A 17918-nucleotide genomic window follows, 5' to 3' on the forward strand; every position below is an offset into this window, starting at 1 on the left:
TTGTTAAGCGGTTTGGGACGGCTCGCTGCTAGTGTGAACCCATCAGAGGCCAGACAAAAACATTGGCCCGATGGAGAGCGAATTGAGCCGTCAAACAGCACATCAGGACGCCACTGCCAAAGGATCGGGCCGCACCGCGCGGCTCGATCCCTCGCAGATGCCGCACCGCTTCGCGGCCCGCGGCACGGCCTGCGAGCCGACGCAACTCGACGTCTATATCGACCGCCAGCAGGTCATCGTCAAACGCCGGCTCGCCGGCCTGCCGCTGACCCTCGCTCAGCCGGTCGCCGTCTTCCTCGGCGTCTTCGCCGAGGTCGCGCCGGGCGAGGCGCCGGGCACGCTGAAGGCCCGCATCGGCCTGATGCACCGCGATCCGGCCATGTCCATCGAACTGGCGAGCGACGACCGCCTCGAGGACCTTGCCGAAGACTGGTGCGCCTGGGGCGAGGCCCTCGGCCTGCCCCTGCTGCTGGTCGAGCCGGACGGCAGCGTCAGCCGCATCGACGGTCCCGGTCATCCGGGGCGCACGCCGATGGCGCCGACCCGCCGCCGCGTCGCGGCGCTGACCGCGCGCCGGCCGCGCTTCCTGCTGCGCCGCAAGCCGGGGAGCCGGTCGCAGACCCTCGCCGTCCATCGCGGCGAGCGCGAGATGATCGCCCGCAACTGATTGAAAGGCAGGCGCTTTTTACAGAAGCGCCTGCACCATCGCGTCCAGCACCAGGCCGGCGAACAGGATCCAGCCATAGCTCGTGTTGGAGCGGAACAGCTTCAGGCACTGGTCCGGATCGTCGATGTCGAGGCGGACGATCTGCCAGACCAGGTGGGCAAGGCCGGCAGCCAGGCCCAGAAACGCCGCCGGTCCCGCATCCACCCCGAAAAGCGCCAGCGCGAACAGCACCGTCGCCCCGCCGTAAAGGGCGGCGAGCGCCGGCTTTGTCCACGTCCCGAACAGGCGCGCGGTGGAGCGCACCCCGACCAGCGCGTCGTCTTCCTTGTCCTGATGCGCGTAGATCGTGTCGTAGCCGATCGTCCACAGGATGCCGCCGCAGTAGAGCGCCACCGCCGGCCAGTCGAGCCGGCCGAACGCGGCTGCCCAGCCCATCAGCGCACCCCAGGAAAAGGCAAGCCCGAGAAACAGCTGCGGCCAGTTCGTCACCCGTTTCATGAACGGATAGACCGCAACGACCGCCAGCGAGGCGATGCCGAGCAGGATGGCGAAGCCGTTGAACTGAAGCAGCACAGCCAGTCCGACAAGCAACTGCAACAAAAGGAAGAATTTAGCCTGCCCGCGAGTGACCTGGCCGGAGGGGAGGGGCCTGGACCGGGTGCGCGCGACCTTGTCGTCGATGTCCTGGTCGACGAGATCGTTATAGGTGCAGCCGGCGCCGCGCATGGCGATGGCACCGATCATGAAGAGCAGAAGGTGCCAGGGGTCGGGCAGGGCCCGGCCGCCGGCTATCCCCGCGAGCGCGGCCGACCACCAGCACGGCCACAGCAGCAGCCACCAGCCGATGGGCCGTTCCCAGCGCGCCAGTCTTGCATAGGGTCGCAGCCATTCCGGGGCCCGCGTGTCGACCCAGTGTCCCCGCACCGCATCCGCCACGCGGCCCGCGATCGTGTCGTTTTGCATCGCCTCACCTGTCGGCTATCCGCCCGCGCCGTGATACCGCCTTTGGGCTGCGGATGAAAGGCCGGGGCTTGTGCGCGGTCCCGCCGCAGGCTAGGAGGCGGCAATTCCTGAAAAACATCGCGACGGGGTGAGCGACAGATGAATATCCTCCTGATCGGATCCGGCGGCCGCGAACACGCCCTTGCCTGGGCCATCGCCAACTCGCCGCTGACCGGCCGCCTCCACGTCGCCCCCGGCAATGCCGGCATCGCGGATGAGGCCAGCTGCGTCGCGCTCGACACCTCCGACCCCTCGGCGGTCATCGCCTATTGCCGCGACCAGGAGATCGGCCTCGTCGTCGTCGGGCCGGAAGGGCCGCTGGTCGCCGGCCTCGTCGACGAGCTGACGGATGCCGGCATCAAGGCCTTCGGACCGCGCAAGGCGCCGGCGAGCCTCGAAGGCTCGAAGGGCTTCACCAAGGACCTTTGTGCCCGGGCCGCGATCCCGACGGCCGCCTACGGCCGCTTCACCGATGCCGCTGCCGCCAAGGCCTATATCGCCAAGGTCGGCGCGCCCATCGTCGTCAAGGCGGACGGGCTCGCCGCCGGCAAGGGCGTCGTCGTGGCGATGACCGAGGCCGAGGCACTGGCCGCGGTAGATGCTTGTTTCGACGGAGAATTCGGCGCTGCCGGCGCCGAGGTCGTGGTCGAGGAGTTCCTGGAAGGCGAGGAGGCGAGCCTCTTCGTGCTGTCCGACGGCCGCAACGTGCTGCCGCTCGCCAGCGCCCAGGACCACAAGCGCGTGGGCGAGGGCGACACCGGCCCGAACACCGGCGGCATGGGCGCCTATTCCCCCGCGCCCGTGATGACGCAGGAGCTGACCGCGCGCGCCATGCGCGAGATCGTCGAGCCGACCGTGGCGACCCTGGCAGCCGAGGGAACACCCTTCGTCGGCGTGCTCTATGCCGGCCTGATGATCACCAAGGATGGCCCGAAGCTGATCGAATACAACGTCCGTTTCGGCGATCCGGAGTGCCAGGTTCTGATGATGCGGCTCAAGGACGACATCGTCACCCTGATGCTCGCCTGCATCGACGGGACGCTCGACAAGGTCGGCGCGCGCTGGCGCGACGAGGTGGCGCTGACCGTGGTCCTGGCCGCGAACGGCTATCCCGGCGTCTACGACAAGGGCACGGTTATCCACGGTCTGGAGGCGCTGGAGGGGGACCCCGCGCTCAAGGTCTTCCATGCCGGAACGCGGCGCGACGACGACGGCCGGCTGCTCGCGAATGGCGGGCGCGTGCTCAACGTCACGGCGCTCGGCCGTACCGTCGCGGAAGCCCGCGAGCGTGCCTATGCCGCCATCGAACGCATTGATTGGCCTGAAGGTTTTTGCCGCCGCGACATCGGCTGGCGGGCGGTCGCACGCGAGGGCGGCACGGCCTGAGGGCTGTTTTTCGACTTGCAGAATTTCGAGACGGATTTTGCGAAATTCCGTCTCGAAATCCGCGAGATTCGAGAATCGCCTCTCGAAATCGCCGATTGCGCCGGACGGCCGCAGGCGCTTCAATCGCGCCCGGGCAGGGTCCGCGAGGAGGGCCTGACGACCGGACGGTTCGGGAGGCTTCGATGCAGGGCGACGACGATCTCTTTCCAGGCTTCAGGGCGGGGATATCTCGCGGCGAGGGCGTGGACATCTTCTGCCGCATCAGTGGCGGCAAGGGTCCCCCGCTCCTGCTGCTGCACGGTTATCCCCAGACCCACGCGATGTGGCACACTGTTGCCGGCGAACTTTCCCGCCACTTCACCGTCGTCGTCGCGGACCTGCGCGGCTACGGCCGCTCGAGCGCGCCGGAGGGCGATGCGGATCATCACCTTTACTCCAAGCGCGCGATGGCGGCCGACATGGTCGCGGTCATGGCCGGGCTCGGTCACGACAGCTTCATGGTCGCCGGCCACGACCGCGGCGGGCGGGTCGGCTACCGGATGGCGCTCGACCACCCCGACAAGGTGCGGCGGCTCGCCGTGCTCGACATCCTGCCGACCTACGACTACTGGCAGAACATGGATTGGCGCTACGCCATGGCCATCTATCACTGGCTGTTCCTGGCCCAGCCGAAGCCGCTGCCCGAACGGCTGATCGCCGGCGCGCCCGACTACTATCTGGACCACACGCTGGCGAGCTGGACGGCGCGCAAGGACCTCAGCGCCTTCGATGCGAGGGCGCTCGCCGACTACCGGGCGTCGTTCGCCCAGCCGGCGCGCCAGCACGCGGCCTGCGAAGACTACCGGGCCGGGGCGACGGTCGACATGGATCACGACACTGCCGACCGCGAGGCGGGCCGCAGGATCGCCTGCCCGCTGCTGACCCTCTACGGCAATGGGGGCCTGGCGCAAAAGACCGCGACGCCGGTCGAGACCTGGTCGCGCTGGGCGCACGACGTGCGCGGTGAGGGCGTCGATGCCGGCCATTTCCTTCCTGAGGAGGCCCCGGCGGCAACGCTCGCCGCGCTGCTGCCGTTCTTCCTGGAAGAGGCGTGATCGCCGTCGTTTGAGGCGGCAGCAGTTCCTGGGAGAGGCGAGGGGCGACGGCTTCCCGCCTCAGACCGCGGTGCCGCCGATGGTCATCTTGTTGATGCGCAGGGTCGGCTGGCCGACGCCGACCGGCACGCCCTGGCCCTGCTTGCCGCAGGTACCGATGCCGGGATCGAGCGCCAGGTCGTTGCCGACGGCCTCGACCCGCGTCAGCGCGTCCGGCCCGTTGCCGATCAGCATGGCGCCCTTGATCGGCGCGCCGATGCGTCCGTTTTCGATGCGGTAGGCCTCGGTACAGGAGAAGACGAACTTGCCGCTGGTGATGTCGACCTGGCCGCCGCCGAAGGAGACCGCAAAGATGCCGTCCTTGACGCCTTCCAGGATCTCGCCCGGATCGCGGTCGCCGGCCAGCATCACCGTGTTGGTCATGCGCGGCATCGGAATATGGGCGAAGGACTGGCGCCGGCCGTTGCCGGTCGGGGCGACGCCCATCAGCCGGGCGTTCTGGCGGTCCTGCATGTAGCCGGTGAGAATGCCGTCCTCGATCAGCACGGTGCGCCCGGTCGGCGTGCCCTCGTCGTCGACGGTGAGCGAGCCGCGCCGCCCGCCGATGGTGCCGTCGTCGACGATGGTGACGCCCTTCGAGGCGACGCGCTGGCCCATCAGGCCGGCAAAGGCGGAGGTCTTCTTGCGGTTGAAGTCGCCCTCCAGCCCATGGCCGACCGCCTCGTGCAGCAGGATGCCGGGCCAGCCGGGGCCCAGCACCACGTCGAAGCTGCCGGCGGGGGCGGGCACCGCCTCCAGATTGACCAGCGCCTGGCGCAGCGCCTCGTCGACCGCGTGCTTCCAGCTCTCCTCGGTCAGGAAGGCCTCGACCATGTCGCGCCCGCCGAAGCCGTGCGAGCCGCTTTCCTGCCGGCTGCCGTCGCCGGCGACCACCGAGACGCCGAAGCGCACCAAGGGGCGCACGTCGCGCACCCGGTGCCCGTCGGCGCGCAGGATCTCCACCACCTGCCAGGAACTGGCGAGCGACACGCTGACCTGCCGCACCTTCGGATCGCGGGCCCGCGCGTAGGCGTCGATCCGCTGCAGCAGCGCGACCTTGTCGGCGAAGACCGGCGAGGCGATGGGGTTGCCGTCGCCGTAAAGCCGCGCGTTGGTGCGCGGCGGGGCCTCCGCATAGGTGCCCGAATGGCCGGAGGCGACGGCCGCGACCGCATCGGCGGCCCGCTCCAGCGCGGCGAGCGAGACCTCGCCGGAATGGGCGTAGCCGGCGGCCTCGCCGGCAACCGCGCGCAGGCCGAAGCCGCGGCTGGTGTCGTAATTGGCGCTCCTGAGCCGGCCGTTGTCGAAGACGAGGCTCTCCGACTGCCGGTATTCGAGAAAGAGCTCGCCGTCGTCGGCGCCCTTGAGAGCGCGGGCGAGCACGCTGCGCGCCTGCTCCTCGCTCAGGCCGGCACCGGCAATCAGGTCGGTCGTGGCATCGCTCATCGGTCGGGTCCTGCGAAAGAGGTCATCTGGAACGGAAACTAGGGGGTCGGACCGCGCTTGCACAGCCCCGCCGGAGACAGCGGGACGAAAACAGCCGGGAGTTGAGCGCGGAGGGGAGGTTGCGAGTCTCTCTAGAGAGGCGGCCGAGATGGAGGCGCCAGCTACCCCTCAAGGCTGTCACGCCTGCGCAGGCAGGCGTCCAGTATCCGCCGAGGCGTATGGTGCCGCGACGGCGGCAGCCTCCGGTCATGCGGCGGCACAATACGGCTGGAACCGGACCGCCCGTGGTTACTGGCCCCCGGTCTCCGGCTTCGCCGGAACCGGGGTGACAGGCAGAGAGTGCGGCTCGGGCAATATGCCTTCACTGCCGCCATGCGAAAGATCGTCGTGATCTTCAGTGCGTGAAGGAAAGACAAACCCAGCGATCTGTGTTGACGACCCGGCCGCCGAAATCCGCGTCTCCGGCTTCAACCCGCCGGAAAAACCGAGAAGCCGCTTACGGCAGGGCGGCGAAGCCTTCGGAGAAGCCGTTCAGCGAGATCGGAATGCCGATGCCTTCTTCCGGCGTCTGGAAGATGACGAAGGTGGCGGCATCGCCCTTCTGCATCTTCTCGATCAGGTCGTCCTGCATGACCACCTCGACGATGCAGCCGTTCGGCAGGCAGCGCACGAAGCCGGCGCGCCCGACATCGGCGTCGTCGACGCGCAGGCCGAGACCCATCGGCAGCAGCACGCCGAGCGGCGCCAGCACGCGCAGCAGGCGCGACTGCTTGTCGGCGGTCTTCAGCACGATGACCGACAGGCCGACATTCTCGCGGTCGTCGGCGGTGACGTTCTGGATCAGCGCGCATTGCTCTTCCTGCGCGCCGGCCGGCGTGTCGCAGCGCATCTGCCAGTCGCCGTGCACGGAGCGGACCGCGCCCTGGGCATGGGCCAGCGGAACGGCCGCGACATTGGCCAGAACGGTGGCCACAAGGGCGAGAACGGCCGCGAGGCGGAACGTGGTCGGCTTGGTCAAAACAGGCACGGGCGAGACTCCGTAGGTTCGCAGCGGTACAATTCCCTTGGCCGGTTTCCCGGTCTTCGTGTGGTGCGCCGCGCGCCGTTTCCGGTGCACGGCACGCCGTGTCGCCTGCCCGTCCTGCACCCCGCCCTGCGGGTCGCGGCCAGCGGCGCGGTGCGGCAGGAAGGAGCGGCAAAGGGTCCCCGGGACGGGCGGGATCGTCGTCTGATTCGCGCGAAACCGCGCGCATTCCGCTTTGTCGGTCCTCGAAAGGTCGATTTCAAGGCGAAACCGCCCGAAACGTACCCTTTCCCCGAACGCAAGGCGCGGCGAGGGGTGTCCGTGCCGGCCATGGCGAAAGGAAGGCGAGGATTCGGCCGGAATTTGGGCATTCCCGAAACTACTGGATTGCGCAATGCGGCCGCTTATGGTTTTTCAGGCCGACTTTGACATCGGTCAAACTGCGGTCAAGTAATCCTTGCGGCGTTTTGACACCCCTTTCTGTCATCTCGACATGCGATAAGCTAAGGGGTATCGGGCGTGGCGCGGGGTGACCCGGCGACGGGCTTGGCGTTGCGCCTGGGCGGCGCGGCGCCTGCAAGAGACGATTGGCGCAGCGCCAGCGAAAGCCAGCGATGGCGGCGCAGCGCCTGCAAGAGACAGTAGTGGGATTTCGCCTGGCACAGCTGGCCGGCGGGGTCAGGAAGGGAGCACGGACGTGACAGGACTGGTCAAGCGTCTGACGAAGTTTGCAGCGGCGGCGCTCGCCCCGCTCGCCTTTGCCGGTGCGGCGGCCGCCGCCCAGCCGACGCCGTGGCAGCTGGGTTTCCAGCCGGCCGCGACGGAAGTGATGGAAGACATCACCTGGTTCACCGATTTCACGCTGGTGATCATCACGATCATCACGCTGTTCGTTCTGGCCCTCTTGGTGTGGTGCATCATGCGCTTCAACGCCAAGGCCAACCCGACGCCGTCGCGGACCTCCCACAACACCCTCATCGAGGTGGTGTGGACGCTGGTCCCGATCCTCGTCCTGGTGATGATCGCGATCCCCTCGTTCCGTCTGCTCTACAAGCAGGTTGAGATCCCGGCATACGACATGACCATCAAGGTGACCGGCTACCAGTGGTACTGGGGCTACGAGTACACCGACGAGGCCCTGTCCGAGATTTCCTTCGAGTCGATCATGCTGCGCGAGGACGCCGAGCGCGCCGAGCGCGCCGCCGAGTTCGGCCGTCCGATCGAGGAATATCCCCGCCTGCTGGCCGTCGACAACGAGGTCATCGTGCCGGTCGGCAAGACCGTGCGCCTGCAGGTCACCGCTGCCGACGTGATGCACTCCTTCGCCATGCCGGCCTTCGGCGTGAAGATGGACGCGATCCCCGGCCGCCTGAACGAGACCTGGTTCAACGCCAAGCAGACCGGCATCTTCTACGGCCAGTGCTCCGAGCTCTGCGGCAAGGACCACGCCTTCATGCCGATCGCCATCCGGGTGGTCGAGGAAGAGCAGTTCCAGGCCTGGGCCGAAGCCGCCAAGGACGACGTCGAAGAGGCCACCCGTCAGCTGATGGCCTCCATCGCCAAGCCGGCCGGCACCGCCGCCGCTCCGGCCGCCGGCTCGCTGGACGTCGCCGCACGCTGATCGACTTCACGGCGTGCGAGGCCTCGCCCCGCACGCCGGCAGGTCCGGGCCGGGAAAGGTTCGCACGAGCTTGTCCCCGGCCTGACGGGCCGATGTAAAATTCTCTAACGAGGGAGCTTGGAAGATGGCCACTGCAGCGCATGCGCACGGCGATCAGGACCGTCCTACGGGATGGACGCGCTGGGTCTATTCGACCAACCACAAGGACATCGGTGTCCTCTATCTGATCTTCGCGATCATCGCGGGCATCATCGGAGGCGCGCTCAGCGTCGGCATTCGCCTGGAGCTGCAAGAGCCGGGCATGCAGTATTTCACCGATCCGCACACGTTCAACGTGTTCACCACGTCGCACGGCCTGATCATGATCTTCTTCATGGTCATGCCGGCGCTGATCGGCGGCTTCGCCAACTTCTTCGTGCCGATCATGATCGGCGCGCCGGACATGGCGTTCCCGCGGATGAACAACATCTCGTTCTGGCTGCTGCCGCCGGCATTCCTGCTGCTGCTGCTGTCGCTGTTCGTGGAAGGCCCTCCGGGCGCCAACGGCGTCGGCGGCGGCTGGACGATCTATCCGCCGCTGTCGACCTCCGGCCAGCCCGGACCGGCGATGGATCTGGCGATCCTGGCCCTGCACGTGGCCGGCGCCTCCTCGATCCTCGGCGCGATCAACTTCATCACCACCATCTTCAACATGCGCGCCCCGGGCATGACGCTGCACAAGATGCCGCTCTTCGCCTGGTCGGTGCTTGTGACCGCCTTCCTGCTGGTGCTGTCGCTGCCGGTGCTGGCCGGCGCCATCACCATGCTGCTGACGGACCGCAACTTCGGCACGACCTTCTTCGATCCGGCCGGCGGCGGTGACCCGATCCTGTTCCAGCACCTGTTCTGGTTCTTCGGTCACCCGGAGGTGTACATTCTGATCCTGCCGGCCTTCGGCATCGTCAGCCACATCATCTCCACCTTCGCCCGCAAGCCGATCTTCGGTTATCTCGGCATGGCCTACGCCATGGTCGCCATCGGCGTCGTCGGCTTCATCGTGTGGGCGCACCACATGTACACCGTCGGCCTCGACGTCGACACGCAGGCCTACTTCGTCGCGGCGACCATGGTCATCGCGGTGCCGACCGGCGTGAAGATCTTCTCGTGGATCGCCACCATGTGGCAGGGCTCGATCTCCTTCCGCACCCCGATGCTGTGGGCGGTCGGGTTCATCTTCCTGTTCACCGTCGGCGGCGTGACAGGCGTGCAGCTGGCCAATGCCGGCCTCGACCGGGCGATGCACGACACCTACTACGTGGTGGCGCACTTCCACTACGTGCTGTCGCTGGGTGCCGTGTTCGGCATCTTCGGTGCCTGGTACTACTGGTTCCCGAAGATGTTCGGCTACATGTACAACGAGACCATCGGCAAGGCCCATTTCTGGATCACCTTCGTCGGCGTGAACCTCGTGTTCTTCCCGCAGCACTTCCTGGGCATGGCCGGCATGCCGCGCCGCTATGTCGACTATCCGGACGCGATGGCCGGCTGGAACGCGGTGTCGTCCTACGGCTCCTACATCTCGGCCTTCGCGGTGCTGGTGTTCCTGTTCGGCATCTTCGAGGCTTTCGCCAAGAAGCGCCTGGCCGGCGACAACCCGTGGGGCGAGGGCGCGACGACGCTGGAGTGGACCCTGTCCTCGCCGCCGCCGTACCACCAGTTCGAGACCCTGCCGCGGATCAAGTGATCCAGGCGTGACACGGACAGGCCGCGCCGGCACTCCCGGCGCGGTCCCCCGGCAGGCGCCCTTCGGGGCGCCGCGCCATTGAGGTTCCCGCCCGCCTGCCGCATCGGCACGGGCAAGAACGAGACCGCCCGACGAGGGCGGGACGCACGAGAGAGACCTGCCCCGAGGGCGGGACGCACGAGAGAGACCTGCCCCGAGGGCGGGACGCACGAGAGAGACCTGCCCCGAGGGCGGGACGCACGAGAGAGACCGGAAGACACATGTCGCTCGCAGACTACCAGGACCGCAGGCTGGACGCCGCCGCCCATGGCGGGCAGGGCGATGTCGGCGACTACCTGGCGCTGCTCAAGCCGCGGGTGATGTCGCTCGTCATCTTCACGGCGCTGGTCGGCCTCCTGATCGCTCCCGGCGGCATCCATCCGGTGCTCGGCGCGGTGGCGATCCTGTGTATCGCGGTCGGTGCCGGCGCCTCGGGCGCGCTGAACATGTGGTACGACGCCGACATCGACGCGATCATGTCGCGCACCGCGCGCCGCCCGATCCCGGCCGGCAAGGTCACCCCCGAGGAGGCGCTGGCCTTCGGCCTGACGCTCTCGGCCTTCTCGGTCCTGGTGCTCGGCCTTGCGGTCAACTGGCTGTCCGCCGGCCTGCTGGCCTTCACCATCTTCTTCTATGCCGTCGTCTACACGATGTGGCTGAAGCGCTCGACGCCGCAGAACATCGTCATCGGCGGCGCCGCCGGTGCCTTCCCCCCGATGATCGGCTGGGCCGCGGTGACCGGCACCGTGACGGTGGAAAGCATCGTCCTGTTCCTGATCATCTTCATGTGGACCCCGCCGCATTTCTGGGCGCTGTCGCTATTCAAGCGCGGCGACTACGAGGCCGCCCGCGTGCCGATGCTGCCCGTCGTCGCCGGCGAGGACGCGACCCGCACGCAGATCCTCGTCTATTCGGTGCTGCTGGCCCCCATCGGCGTCGCCCCGGCGCTGCTCGGCTTCGCCTCCATGGCCTATGGCGCGGCCGCGGCCGTGCTCGGCGCGGTCTTCGTCTGGTACGCGCTTCGCGTCTACGCGCGGCGCGAGGGCGATGCGGCGCGCAAGGCGGCGGTGCGGCTCTTCGCCTTCTCGCTCGTCTACCTGTTCCTGGTCTTCGCGCTGCTGCTGGCCGACAGCATCGCCGCGCGCCTGATCGCCGGAGGCTGGCTGTGAGCAACGACGACGGCATCCGCCAGACGGAAGAGCAGAAGAAGCGTCAGCGCAAGCGCTCGCTCGCCATTGGCCTGGCTATTGCCGGGCTGGTGCTGCTGTTCTACGTGATCACGCTGGTCAAGATGGGACCGGGCGTGCTGAACCGCCCCCTGTAACGGACCCTGCGAGAGGAAGGCATCGCATGACGCGACAGACCGATACCCCCGACCAGGCATCCGCGACGCCGCGCGATGCGACCGCCCCCGACCGCGAGGCGGTGCTGGCCCGCAAGAACCGCCGCATCGCCGTCGCCGTGCTCGGCGGCGTGATGACGATGGTCGGTGCGGCCTACGCCGCCGTGCCGCTCTACGAGCTGTTCTGCCAGGTCACCGGCTATGGCGGCACCACCCAGCGCGCCGACGCGCCGACCGGCACGATCATCGACCGCACGGTCACCGTGCGGTTCGACGGCAACGTCAACTCCAACCTGCCGTGGACCTTCGGTCCGAAGGAGCGGGCGATCACCCTGCGCATGGGCGAGAGCCGCCAGACCGCCTATACGGCGCACAACAACGGCGGCGATTCCAACGTCGGCACCTCGGTGTTCAACGTCACGCCGTTCGAGGCCGGCGCCTATTTCAACAAGCTCGAGTGCTTCTGCTTCACCGAGCAGCCGCTTGCAGCAGGCGAATCCGTCGAGATGCCGGTGGTCTTCTTCATCGACCCGGCGATGGACGAGGACCCGAACCTGAAGCATATCAAGGAGATCACCCTCTCCTACACGTTCTTCCCTGCAAAGGGACCTGAAACGCCGGTGGCCGCGGCTCCTGCCGTTACGCCGGATCCAAGCAACCGCATGTGAGTGCGCAGTCCCGCCTGCCGGCGGCATGACTTCAATCGGGGGAGTGTACCCATGGCGCATGCCAAGAACCACGACTACCACATCGTAGATCCGAGCCCGTGGCCGTTCCTCGGCGGCGTCGGCGCCTTCATCATGGCGCTCGGCGCGGTCGGCCTGTTCCGCTACACCCAGGGCAACGAGTTCCTGCTGTTCGGCTTCGACCTCGCAGGCTGGGGCATCTTCGCCGTCGGCACGCTGCTCGTGCTCTACGTGATGTTCGGCTGGTGGCGCGACACCGTTCGCGAATCCATCGCCGGCGATCACACCCCGGTGGTGCAGCTGCACCTGCGCTACGGCATGCTGCTGTTCATCGCCTCCGAGGTGATGTTCTTCGTGGCCTGGTTCTGGGCCTTCTTCGACGCTTCGCTGTTCACCAACGAGGCGGCCCAGTACGCCCGTGTCGAGGCGACCGGCGGCGTGTGGCCGCCGGTGGGCATCGAGACCTTCGATCCCTGGCACCTGCCGCTGCTCAACACCTTGATCCTGCTGACCTCGGGAACCACGGTCACCTGGGCGCACCATGCCCTCCTCCACAACGACCGCGAGGGCCTGAAGTGGGGCCTGACGCTGACGGTGCTGCTCGGCGTGCTGTTCTCCATCGTCCAGGCCTACGAGTACAGCCATGCGGCCTTCGGCTTCTCCGGCTCGATCTATGGCGCGACCTTCTACATGGCGACCGGCTTCCACGGCTTCCATGTCATCGTCGGCACCATCTTCCTGGTGGTCTGCCTGATCCGCGCCAGCATGGGCCAGTTCACCCCGCAGAAGCATTTCGGCTTCGAGGCGGCGGCCTGGTACTGGCACTTCGTCGACGTGGTGTGGCTGTTCCTGTTCGTCTCGATCTATGTCTGGGCGGCCGGTCCGGGCCACTGACGCCAAGGCACGTCCCATGCGTTTCCGTCTGCTGAAGACGGCACTCATCCTGTCCGCGGCGGCGCCTGTCGCCGCGGACTTTGCTTTTGGGCTGGCCCCCGACGCGCCAGCGGCGCAGGGCCGGACGGCGTCGGTCGGCACGGTTCTGGTCGAGAAGGCGGAACGCCGGCTGCAGCTGCTGGATGCGGACGGCGCGGTGCTGAAGAGCTACACGATCTCGCTCGGCGGCGACCCGCTCGGCCATAAGCAGCGCGAGGGCGACGGCCGCACTCCGGAAGGACGCTACACGATCGACTGGCGCAACCCGCAAAGCGCCTATCACCTGTCGCTGCACATCTCCTATCCGGACGAGGCCGACATGCGCCGCGCCGCGGAGCGCGGCGAGGATCCGGGCGGGATGATCATGATCCACGGCATGCGCAACGGGCTGGGCTGGCTCGGCTCCCTGCATCAATATGCCGACTGGACCGACGGCTGCATTGCCGTCACCAATGCGGAAATGGAAGAGATCTGGCGGCTCGTCCCCGACGGCACGCCGATCGAGATCCGTCCCTGACCGGGCCCTCGGTCCGGTAGCCTAGAGCATGTCCATTTTTCGCCGAGTGACGGACATGCTCTATCTTGTTGTTTTTACGCAATTCCGGACGGAAAACCGGTTCCCACTTTTCCTGGAATTGCTCTAGCGCCGGGAGCGCGATGCACATGAGTGAACCGACTGTCGACCGCGCGCATTATCCGCCGCAGGACGCGCTGCGCACCGGCCTTGCCGGACGCTGCCCGCGCTGCGGCCAGGGCCGCCTGTTCAAGGGCTACCTGGCAACGCGCCCGTCCTGCTCCAATTGCGGCCTCAGCTTCGACTTCGCCGACAGCGGCGACGGGCCGGCGGTGTTCATCATCATGTTCGTCGGCTTCGTCGTGGTCGGCCTGGCGCTGGCCGTCGAGGTGTCGCTGCGCCCGCCGATCTGGCTGCACATGATGCTGTGGCTGCCGCTCACCCTCATTCTCGGCCTGGGGTTGCTGCGCCCGCTCAAGGGTCTGATGATCGCCCAGCAATACAAGCATAGCGCGCAGGAGGGGCGGGTTGACGAGTAACGCACCCCCCGCGCCGGCGCCTGCCGCCAAGCGCCGCCTGCTGCTGCCGGGCCTTGTCGCCTTCGTCGTGTTCTGCGCGCTGATGGCGCTCGGCACCTGGCAGGTCATGCGCCTGCAATGGAAGCTCGCGCTCATCGAGCGGGTCGAGGAGCGCATCGACCTTGCCCCCGTGGAGGCGCCCGGTCCGGACGCGTGGGCCGGGATCGACGAGGACGCCTGGGACTACCGGCCCGTGCGCCTGAGGGGGCGGTTCCTCGAAGGCGAGGTCTATTATTATCTGGCGCTCACCGAGCCGCGCGGGACCTTCGGCGGACCGGGCTATCTGGTCTATGCACCGTTCCGCACCGATGCCGGGGTGGTGGTGATGGTCAATCGCGGCTTCGTGCCGGAGGCGCGGCGCCTGCCCGAGACCCGGCCGGGCAGCGAGCCGCCGGGAAGCGAGGCGGGAGCCGAGACGGCGGGCGAGGTGGAGATCGCCGGCCTGTGGCGGCGCGACGAGCGCGGCAACATGTTCACGCTGGACGCCGATCCGAAGACACAGGTCTGGTTCGTGCGCGAGGCGCCGAAAATGGCCGCCTCGCTCGGGATCGACGATGCGCCGGTCGCGCCGTTCAGCGTCGACCTCAGGGCCGAGGCGACGCCGCCCGGCGGGTTGCCGCAGGCGGGCGAGACGATCGTCTCCTTCCGCAACAACCACCTGCAATACGCGGTCACCTGGTACGGGCTCGGCCTGGTGCTGATCGGCGTGTTCATCGCCTTCGCCCGCAGCGAGACGCGCCGCCCGCCCGAAGAGTAGGCGCGCGCGAAGTCGGCGGACACCCTCGGCAGGCGCGAGGCGGGCGGCACTCGTTCCACCCTCCGCTGTCACGCCTGCGCAGGCAGGCGTCCAGTATCCGCCGGGGCGGATGGTGGCGCGAAGCTAGCCGCCACCGGCGTTCCGGCGGCAGCGCTGGGGCCGCACTCGAACCGTTCGGGGTTACTGGTTCCCGGTCTTCGGCTGCGCCGAAACCGGGACGACAACCTGCATGTGCGGCTTCGGGCGAGATACTGTCACTGCCGTCCTGCGAAAGATCGTCGTCATCCTCAACGCAAGGCTCCGAGACCAAAGCCAACAACAGAGTTGATGACCTCGGTGGGGATGTGAGGCCGTGCCTCTCTCTCAGGACGCCATCCCGGGCAAGGCGAAGCCGCGACCCGGGAACCATTGGCAACCCCGGCAGATGTGAAGCAGGCAAGCCCGGCCGGAGCGCGAGGGCCCCGGCCGAAAGGTTTTGATCAGAGCGCGGCGAGGATGCCGGCGGCGCCCGAGACCTCGGCCTTGCCCGGCGTTTCCTCGATATTGAGGGCCGTGACCTTGCCGTCCTTGACGATCATCGCATAGCGCTTGGAGCGGATGCCGAGGCCCGCGCCCGAAGCGTCGAGCTCCAGGCCGATCGCCTTGGCGAAGTCGGCGCTGCCGTCGGCGAGGAAGGTGATCTTGTCCGAGGCGCCGGTGGCCTTGGCCCAGGCGTTCATCACGAACACGTCGTTGACCGACACCACCGCGATCTCGTCGACGCCCTTGGACAGGATCGTGTCCGCATGCTCGACGAAGCCCGGCAGGTGGTTGTTGTGGCAGGTCGGCGTGAAGGCGCCGGGAACCGCGAAGAGCACCACGGTGCGGCCAGCAAAGAGATCGGAACTGCTGCGCTCGGCCGGGCCGTCGGCGGTCATGATCTTGAACTTCGTCTCGGGCAGGGTGTCGCCAACCTTGATCGTCATGTTCGGAAGTCTCCTCAAGAGGGTGATCGGAAAGCTGTCGCGATGCGGCGGCGCGCCGCACCGGGTCCGCCTCAGACATAGGATGTTCCGGTGCGCCCGTCGAGCCGCTCGCCGAGGGTTTTCAGTTGCCGGCAGGCGGCAGCGCGGTGCGGTGCTCCACGGCCGCCGCGCCTTCCACCAGCGTCAGCGCGAGCGGGCGGGTGCCGTCGGCGCTGCTGGCAAGCCCGCGCGCCGGCAGCGCGAAGCGCGCGGTGGTGCCGTCCCGCTCCATGAGGGTCGGCACGCCGTTGTAGGAGCCCTCCGCCCCTTCGACGAACAGGTCGACGGGAGCGGTGGGCGAGGCGAGCTCGGCGGTGATGAAGAGGGTCTCCTCGGGCTCCTTGCCGTCGGCCGGGGCGAGGTCCGTCCGCTCGATGGCGGCGATGCGCGGCGGCGCCTCGCCCTGCGGCTGCGGCAGGGCGGCCCTTGCGGCGGAAATCGCCTGGCGGGCGGCAAAGTCGGGCCCGCCTTCGGCCAGCGGCAGCTCCAGCTGCGCCTCGCCCGGCATGCAGATCTCCCGGCAGATGCCGAAGCTCACATGCGCGCGCAGCACGGGCGCGGCCTCGCCCGGCGCGGGCGCCAGGTCGATCGGCAGCACGATGCGGTCGCGATAGACGATGGAGGTGGAATAGGGGTCGGAATAGCGCTCGGGCACGGGAAAGCGCAGGCGCGCCGAGGTAAGCCCGGAAGAGGCGCCGAAATCGGCGGCGGTCGGAATGCCGGCCTCGCCCGGGAAGCGCCAATAGGTGTGCCAGCCGTCCTCCAGGCGGATCTCCAGCGCCGCATCCCCGGCGAACGACGCCTCGCCGGGGGCGGTGAAGTCGGGGCCGGTGGAGACGAGCCGCACGCTGGCCGCGCCGACGGTCGTCCACGGGCTCTCGCCGGCATGGGCGGGGCCGGCCGTCAGCGCCAGCGCGGCAAGAAGCGCGAGCGCGCGGGGCCTTGCGAAAAAGCGGCTTGCGGAAAAGGGACTGTGCTGCATGGCAATCCGGGCGAACGGCTCCATCTGTCGGTCAAGCGGCTGGCAGTGTTGGCGCAAATCGGCTTGCGGGTCCACAGGCGAAGCGCCACATCTGCGTGATCGGGAGCGAGGCGCGGTTAACATGCCGCAGGGCCCGGCGTAAGATGGGACCCGGTCGGCGGGCCGCTTCGCGGCGGCGGAGAGGCGAAACGGACTGGACGCAGAACAGGAACGACAGGCCATGAAAAGCGACGATCTCGGTCGGACGTCCCTTGCAGGGCAGCTGCTGATCGCCATGCCGCAGATGGCGGACGAGCGGTTCGCACATTCCGTGATCTATCTGTGCGCCCATTCCGCGGAAGGGGCGATGGGCATCATCGTCAACCAGCGGGCGCCGAGCCTGAGCTTTCCCGAGCTGCTGCGCCAGCTCGACATCATCCCCGACGACGAGAGCATCCGCCTGCCGGCGCCGGCGGACCGCATGCAGGTGCATCGCGGCGGGCCGGTGGAGAGCGGGCGCGGCTTCGTGCTGCATTCGCACGACTTCGTCATCGCCAACTCGACCATGCCGGTGCAGGACGGCATCTGCCTGACGGCGACGCTCGACATCCTGCGCGCAATCGCCGAAGGACGCGGCCCGAGCCAGGCGATGCTGGCACTGGGATATGCCGGCTGGGGCGCCGGCCAGCTGGAGGCCGAGATCCAGGAAAACGGCTGGATCACCGGCCCGGCCGACGAGGCGATCGTCTTCGACGCCGCGCTCGACAGCAAGTGGGACCGGGCGCTCGCCAAGATCGGCATCGCGCCTGGGATGCTGTCCAGCGAAGCCGGCCACGCCTGAGCGAAGCAAACACCGCTCCGGGTCTCGCACGCCACGCCATCCGGCGCGCCGGCAGCGGGTTCGCGGGCACCGGGTCCTGCTACCCGGCAGGCGCAGACCTGCCGGCAAACCATCCGGCTTGCCCGGACCGGAGCCGAGAGATAGGGTGCGCCTGAGAAACGGGTCGAGCACGACCGGCAGTGCCCATGGGCGCCCGGCCGGACGCGGCGGGGCTGCCGGGGCAGGCAGGCCGCCGGACTTTGCAAGGCACACCGGACCGCA

At 68.3% G+C, this 17918-nt stretch carries 18 protein-coding genes; 13 read left to right on the forward strand and 5 right to left on the reverse strand.

Translation table 11 applies throughout. The features are described from left to right. Positions 1-82 precede the first annotated feature (82 nt). Complete coding sequence (locus tag MNI96_RS11490; protein WP_249693213.1) at positions 83-667, forward strand: DUF6101 family protein; 585 nt, start codon at positions 83-85, stop codon at positions 665-667. 18 nt (positions 668-685) lie between these two features. Here the strand turns inward: MNI96_RS11490 and ubiA are convergent, their stop codons facing one another. Further along, positions 686-1630 carry a 4-hydroxybenzoate octaprenyltransferase gene (gene ubiA, locus MNI96_RS11495; protein WP_249693215.1) on the reverse strand — a complete coding sequence of 315 codons (945 nt, stop codon included), beginning with the start codon at positions 1628-1630 and terminating at the stop codon, positions 686-688. 138 nt (positions 1631-1768) lie between these two features. Between ubiA and purD the strand changes: the two genes are divergently transcribed. Together purD and MNI96_RS11505 are read left to right on the forward strand one after the other, a co-directional pair. After that, the gene (purD, locus tag MNI96_RS11500) at positions 1769-3055 is read left to right on the forward strand and encodes a phosphoribosylamine--glycine ligase (RefSeq protein ID WP_249693217.1); all 1287 of its coding nucleotides are present in this window, start codon (positions 1769-1771) and stop codon (positions 3053-3055) included. A 182-nt stretch (positions 3056-3237) separates the two neighbouring features. Continuing rightward, positions 3238-4149 (forward strand): alpha/beta hydrolase, encoded by a 912-nt coding sequence (locus tag MNI96_RS11505; RefSeq protein WP_249693219.1) that lies wholly within the window; start codon positions 3238-3240, stop codon positions 4147-4149. Between the two features lie 60 nt (positions 4150-4209). Here MNI96_RS11505 and tldD read toward each other — a convergent pair whose 3' ends face one another. Together tldD and MNI96_RS11515 are read right to left on the reverse strand one after the other, a co-directional pair. Then, the gene (tldD, locus tag MNI96_RS11510; protein ID WP_249693222.1) at positions 4210-5634 is read right to left on the reverse strand and encodes a metalloprotease TldD; all 1425 of its coding nucleotides are present in this window, start codon (positions 5632-5634) and stop codon (positions 4210-4212) included. A 496-nt stretch (positions 5635-6130) separates the two neighbouring features. Then, entirely contained in the window at positions 6131-6661 is a 531-nt protein-coding gene (locus tag MNI96_RS11515; RefSeq protein WP_502960330.1) for an invasion associated locus B family protein, read from the reverse strand. 694 nt (positions 6662-7355) lie between these two features. Between MNI96_RS11515 and coxB the strand changes: the two genes are divergently transcribed. The 9 genes from coxB (at position 7356) to MNI96_RS11560 (ending at position 14851) form a co-directional block, all read left to right on the forward strand. Further along, positions 7356-8279, forward strand: coding sequence for a cytochrome c oxidase subunit II (gene coxB / locus MNI96_RS11520; protein WP_502960331.1), 924 nt, complete (start codon positions 7356-7358; stop codon positions 8277-8279). Between the two features lie 124 nt (positions 8280-8403). Next, positions 8404-10002, forward strand: coding sequence for a cytochrome c oxidase subunit I (gene ctaD, locus MNI96_RS11525; RefSeq protein WP_158195109.1), 1599 nt, complete (start codon positions 8404-8406; stop codon positions 10000-10002). A 260-nt stretch (positions 10003-10262) separates the two neighbouring features. Then, positions 10263-11210 carry a heme o synthase gene (locus MNI96_RS11530; protein WP_249693224.1) on the forward strand — a complete coding sequence of 316 codons (948 nt, stop codon included), beginning with the start codon at positions 10263-10265 and terminating at the stop codon, positions 11208-11210. Continuing rightward, entirely contained in the window at positions 11207-11365 is a 159-nt protein-coding gene (locus MNI96_RS11535; RefSeq protein ID WP_249693226.1) for a cytochrome c oxidase system small membrane protein, read from the forward strand. Before MNI96_RS11530 ends, MNI96_RS11535 begins: the two co-directional genes overlap by 4 nt. A 26-nt stretch (positions 11366-11391) precedes the next feature. Then, a complete protein-coding gene (locus MNI96_RS11540) occupies positions 11392-12051 on the forward strand; it encodes a cytochrome c oxidase assembly protein (RefSeq protein WP_249693227.1) in 660 nt (219 codons plus the stop codon). 51 nt (positions 12052-12102) lie between these two features. Then, a complete protein-coding gene (locus MNI96_RS11545; protein ID WP_249693229.1) occupies positions 12103-12963 on the forward strand; it encodes a cytochrome c oxidase subunit 3 in 861 nt (286 codons plus the stop codon). A 16-nt stretch (positions 12964-12979) separates the two neighbouring features. Beyond that, entirely contained in the window at positions 12980-13519 is a 540-nt protein-coding gene (locus MNI96_RS11550; protein ID WP_249693231.1) for a L,D-transpeptidase family protein, read from the forward strand. A gap of 146 nt (positions 13520-13665) precedes the next feature. Next, a complete protein-coding gene (locus MNI96_RS11555) occupies positions 13666-14055 on the forward strand; it encodes a DUF983 domain-containing protein (protein WP_249693239.1) in 390 nt (129 codons plus the stop codon). Then, positions 14045-14851: an SURF1 family protein gene (locus MNI96_RS11560; RefSeq protein ID WP_249693241.1), complete on the forward strand. Its 807-nt coding sequence runs from the start codon at positions 14045-14047 to the stop codon at positions 14849-14851. The genes MNI96_RS11555 and MNI96_RS11560 overlap by 11 nt, the downstream gene beginning before the upstream one ends. Positions 14852-15330: 479 nt before the next feature. On the opposite strand, the gene MNI96_RS11565 is transcribed toward MNI96_RS11560, so the two are convergent. Then, positions 15331-15816, reverse strand: a complete 486-nt coding sequence (locus MNI96_RS11565) for a peroxiredoxin (protein WP_249693243.1) — start codon at positions 15814-15816, stop codon at positions 15331-15333. Between the two features lie 121 nt (positions 15817-15937). Beyond that, positions 15938-16837, reverse strand: a complete 900-nt coding sequence (locus MNI96_RS11570) for a protein-disulfide reductase DsbD domain-containing protein (protein ID WP_249693245.1) — start codon at positions 16835-16837, stop codon at positions 15938-15940. A 220-nt stretch (positions 16838-17057) separates the two neighbouring features. On the opposite strand from MNI96_RS11570, the gene MNI96_RS11575 reads away from it, so the two are divergent. Then, entirely contained in the window at positions 17058-17657 is a 600-nt protein-coding gene (locus MNI96_RS11575) for a YqgE/AlgH family protein (RefSeq protein ID WP_249693247.1), read from the forward strand. Positions 17658-17918: the final 261 nt, after the last annotated feature.

It is taken from the genome of Stappia sp. WLB 29 (genome assembly GCF_023507705.1).
Lineage (GTDB): Bacteria > Pseudomonadota > Alphaproteobacteria > Rhizobiales > Stappiaceae > Stappia.

What these genes read in the sequence shown, in the direction of transcription:
- ubiA (WP_249693215.1), bottom strand. Translation starts at nt 1,630, where the DNA reads ATGCAAAACGACACGATCGCGGGCCGCGTGGCGGATGCGGTGCGGGGA.
- purD (WP_249693217.1), top strand. Translation starts at nt 1,769, where the DNA reads ATGAATATCCTCCTGATCGGATCCGGCGGCCGCGAACACGCCCTTGCC.
- MNI96_RS11505 (WP_249693219.1), top strand. Translation starts at nt 3,238, where the DNA reads ATGCAGGGCGACGACGATCTCTTTCCAGGCTTCAGGGCGGGGATATCT.
- tldD (WP_249693222.1), bottom strand. Translation starts at nt 5,634, where the DNA reads ATGAGCGATGCCACGACCGACCTGATTGCCGGTGCCGGCCTGAGCGAG.
- ctaD (WP_158195109.1), top strand. Translation starts at nt 8,404, where the DNA reads ATGGCCACTGCAGCGCATGCGCACGGCGATCAGGACCGTCCTACGGGA.
- MNI96_RS11530 (WP_249693224.1), top strand. Translation starts at nt 10,263, where the DNA reads ATGTCGCTCGCAGACTACCAGGACCGCAGGCTGGACGCCGCCGCCCAT.
- MNI96_RS11540 (WP_249693227.1), top strand. Translation starts at nt 11,392, where the DNA reads ATGACGCGACAGACCGATACCCCCGACCAGGCATCCGCGACGCCGCGC.
- MNI96_RS11545 (WP_249693229.1), top strand. Translation starts at nt 12,103, where the DNA reads ATGGCGCATGCCAAGAACCACGACTACCACATCGTAGATCCGAGCCCG.
- MNI96_RS11550 (WP_249693231.1), top strand. Translation starts at nt 12,980, where the DNA reads ATGCGTTTCCGTCTGCTGAAGACGGCACTCATCCTGTCCGCGGCGGCG.
- MNI96_RS11555 (WP_249693239.1), top strand. Translation starts at nt 13,666, where the DNA reads ATGAGTGAACCGACTGTCGACCGCGCGCATTATCCGCCGCAGGACGCG.
- MNI96_RS11565 (WP_249693243.1), bottom strand. Translation starts at nt 15,816, where the DNA reads ATGACGATCAAGGTTGGCGACACCCTGCCCGAGACGAAGTTCAAGATC.
- MNI96_RS11570 (WP_249693245.1), bottom strand. Translation starts at nt 16,837, where the DNA reads ATGCAGCACAGTCCCTTTTCCGCAAGCCGCTTTTTCGCAAGGCCCCGC.
- MNI96_RS11575 (WP_249693247.1), top strand. Translation starts at nt 17,058, where the DNA reads ATGAAAAGCGACGATCTCGGTCGGACGTCCCTTGCAGGGCAGCTGCTG.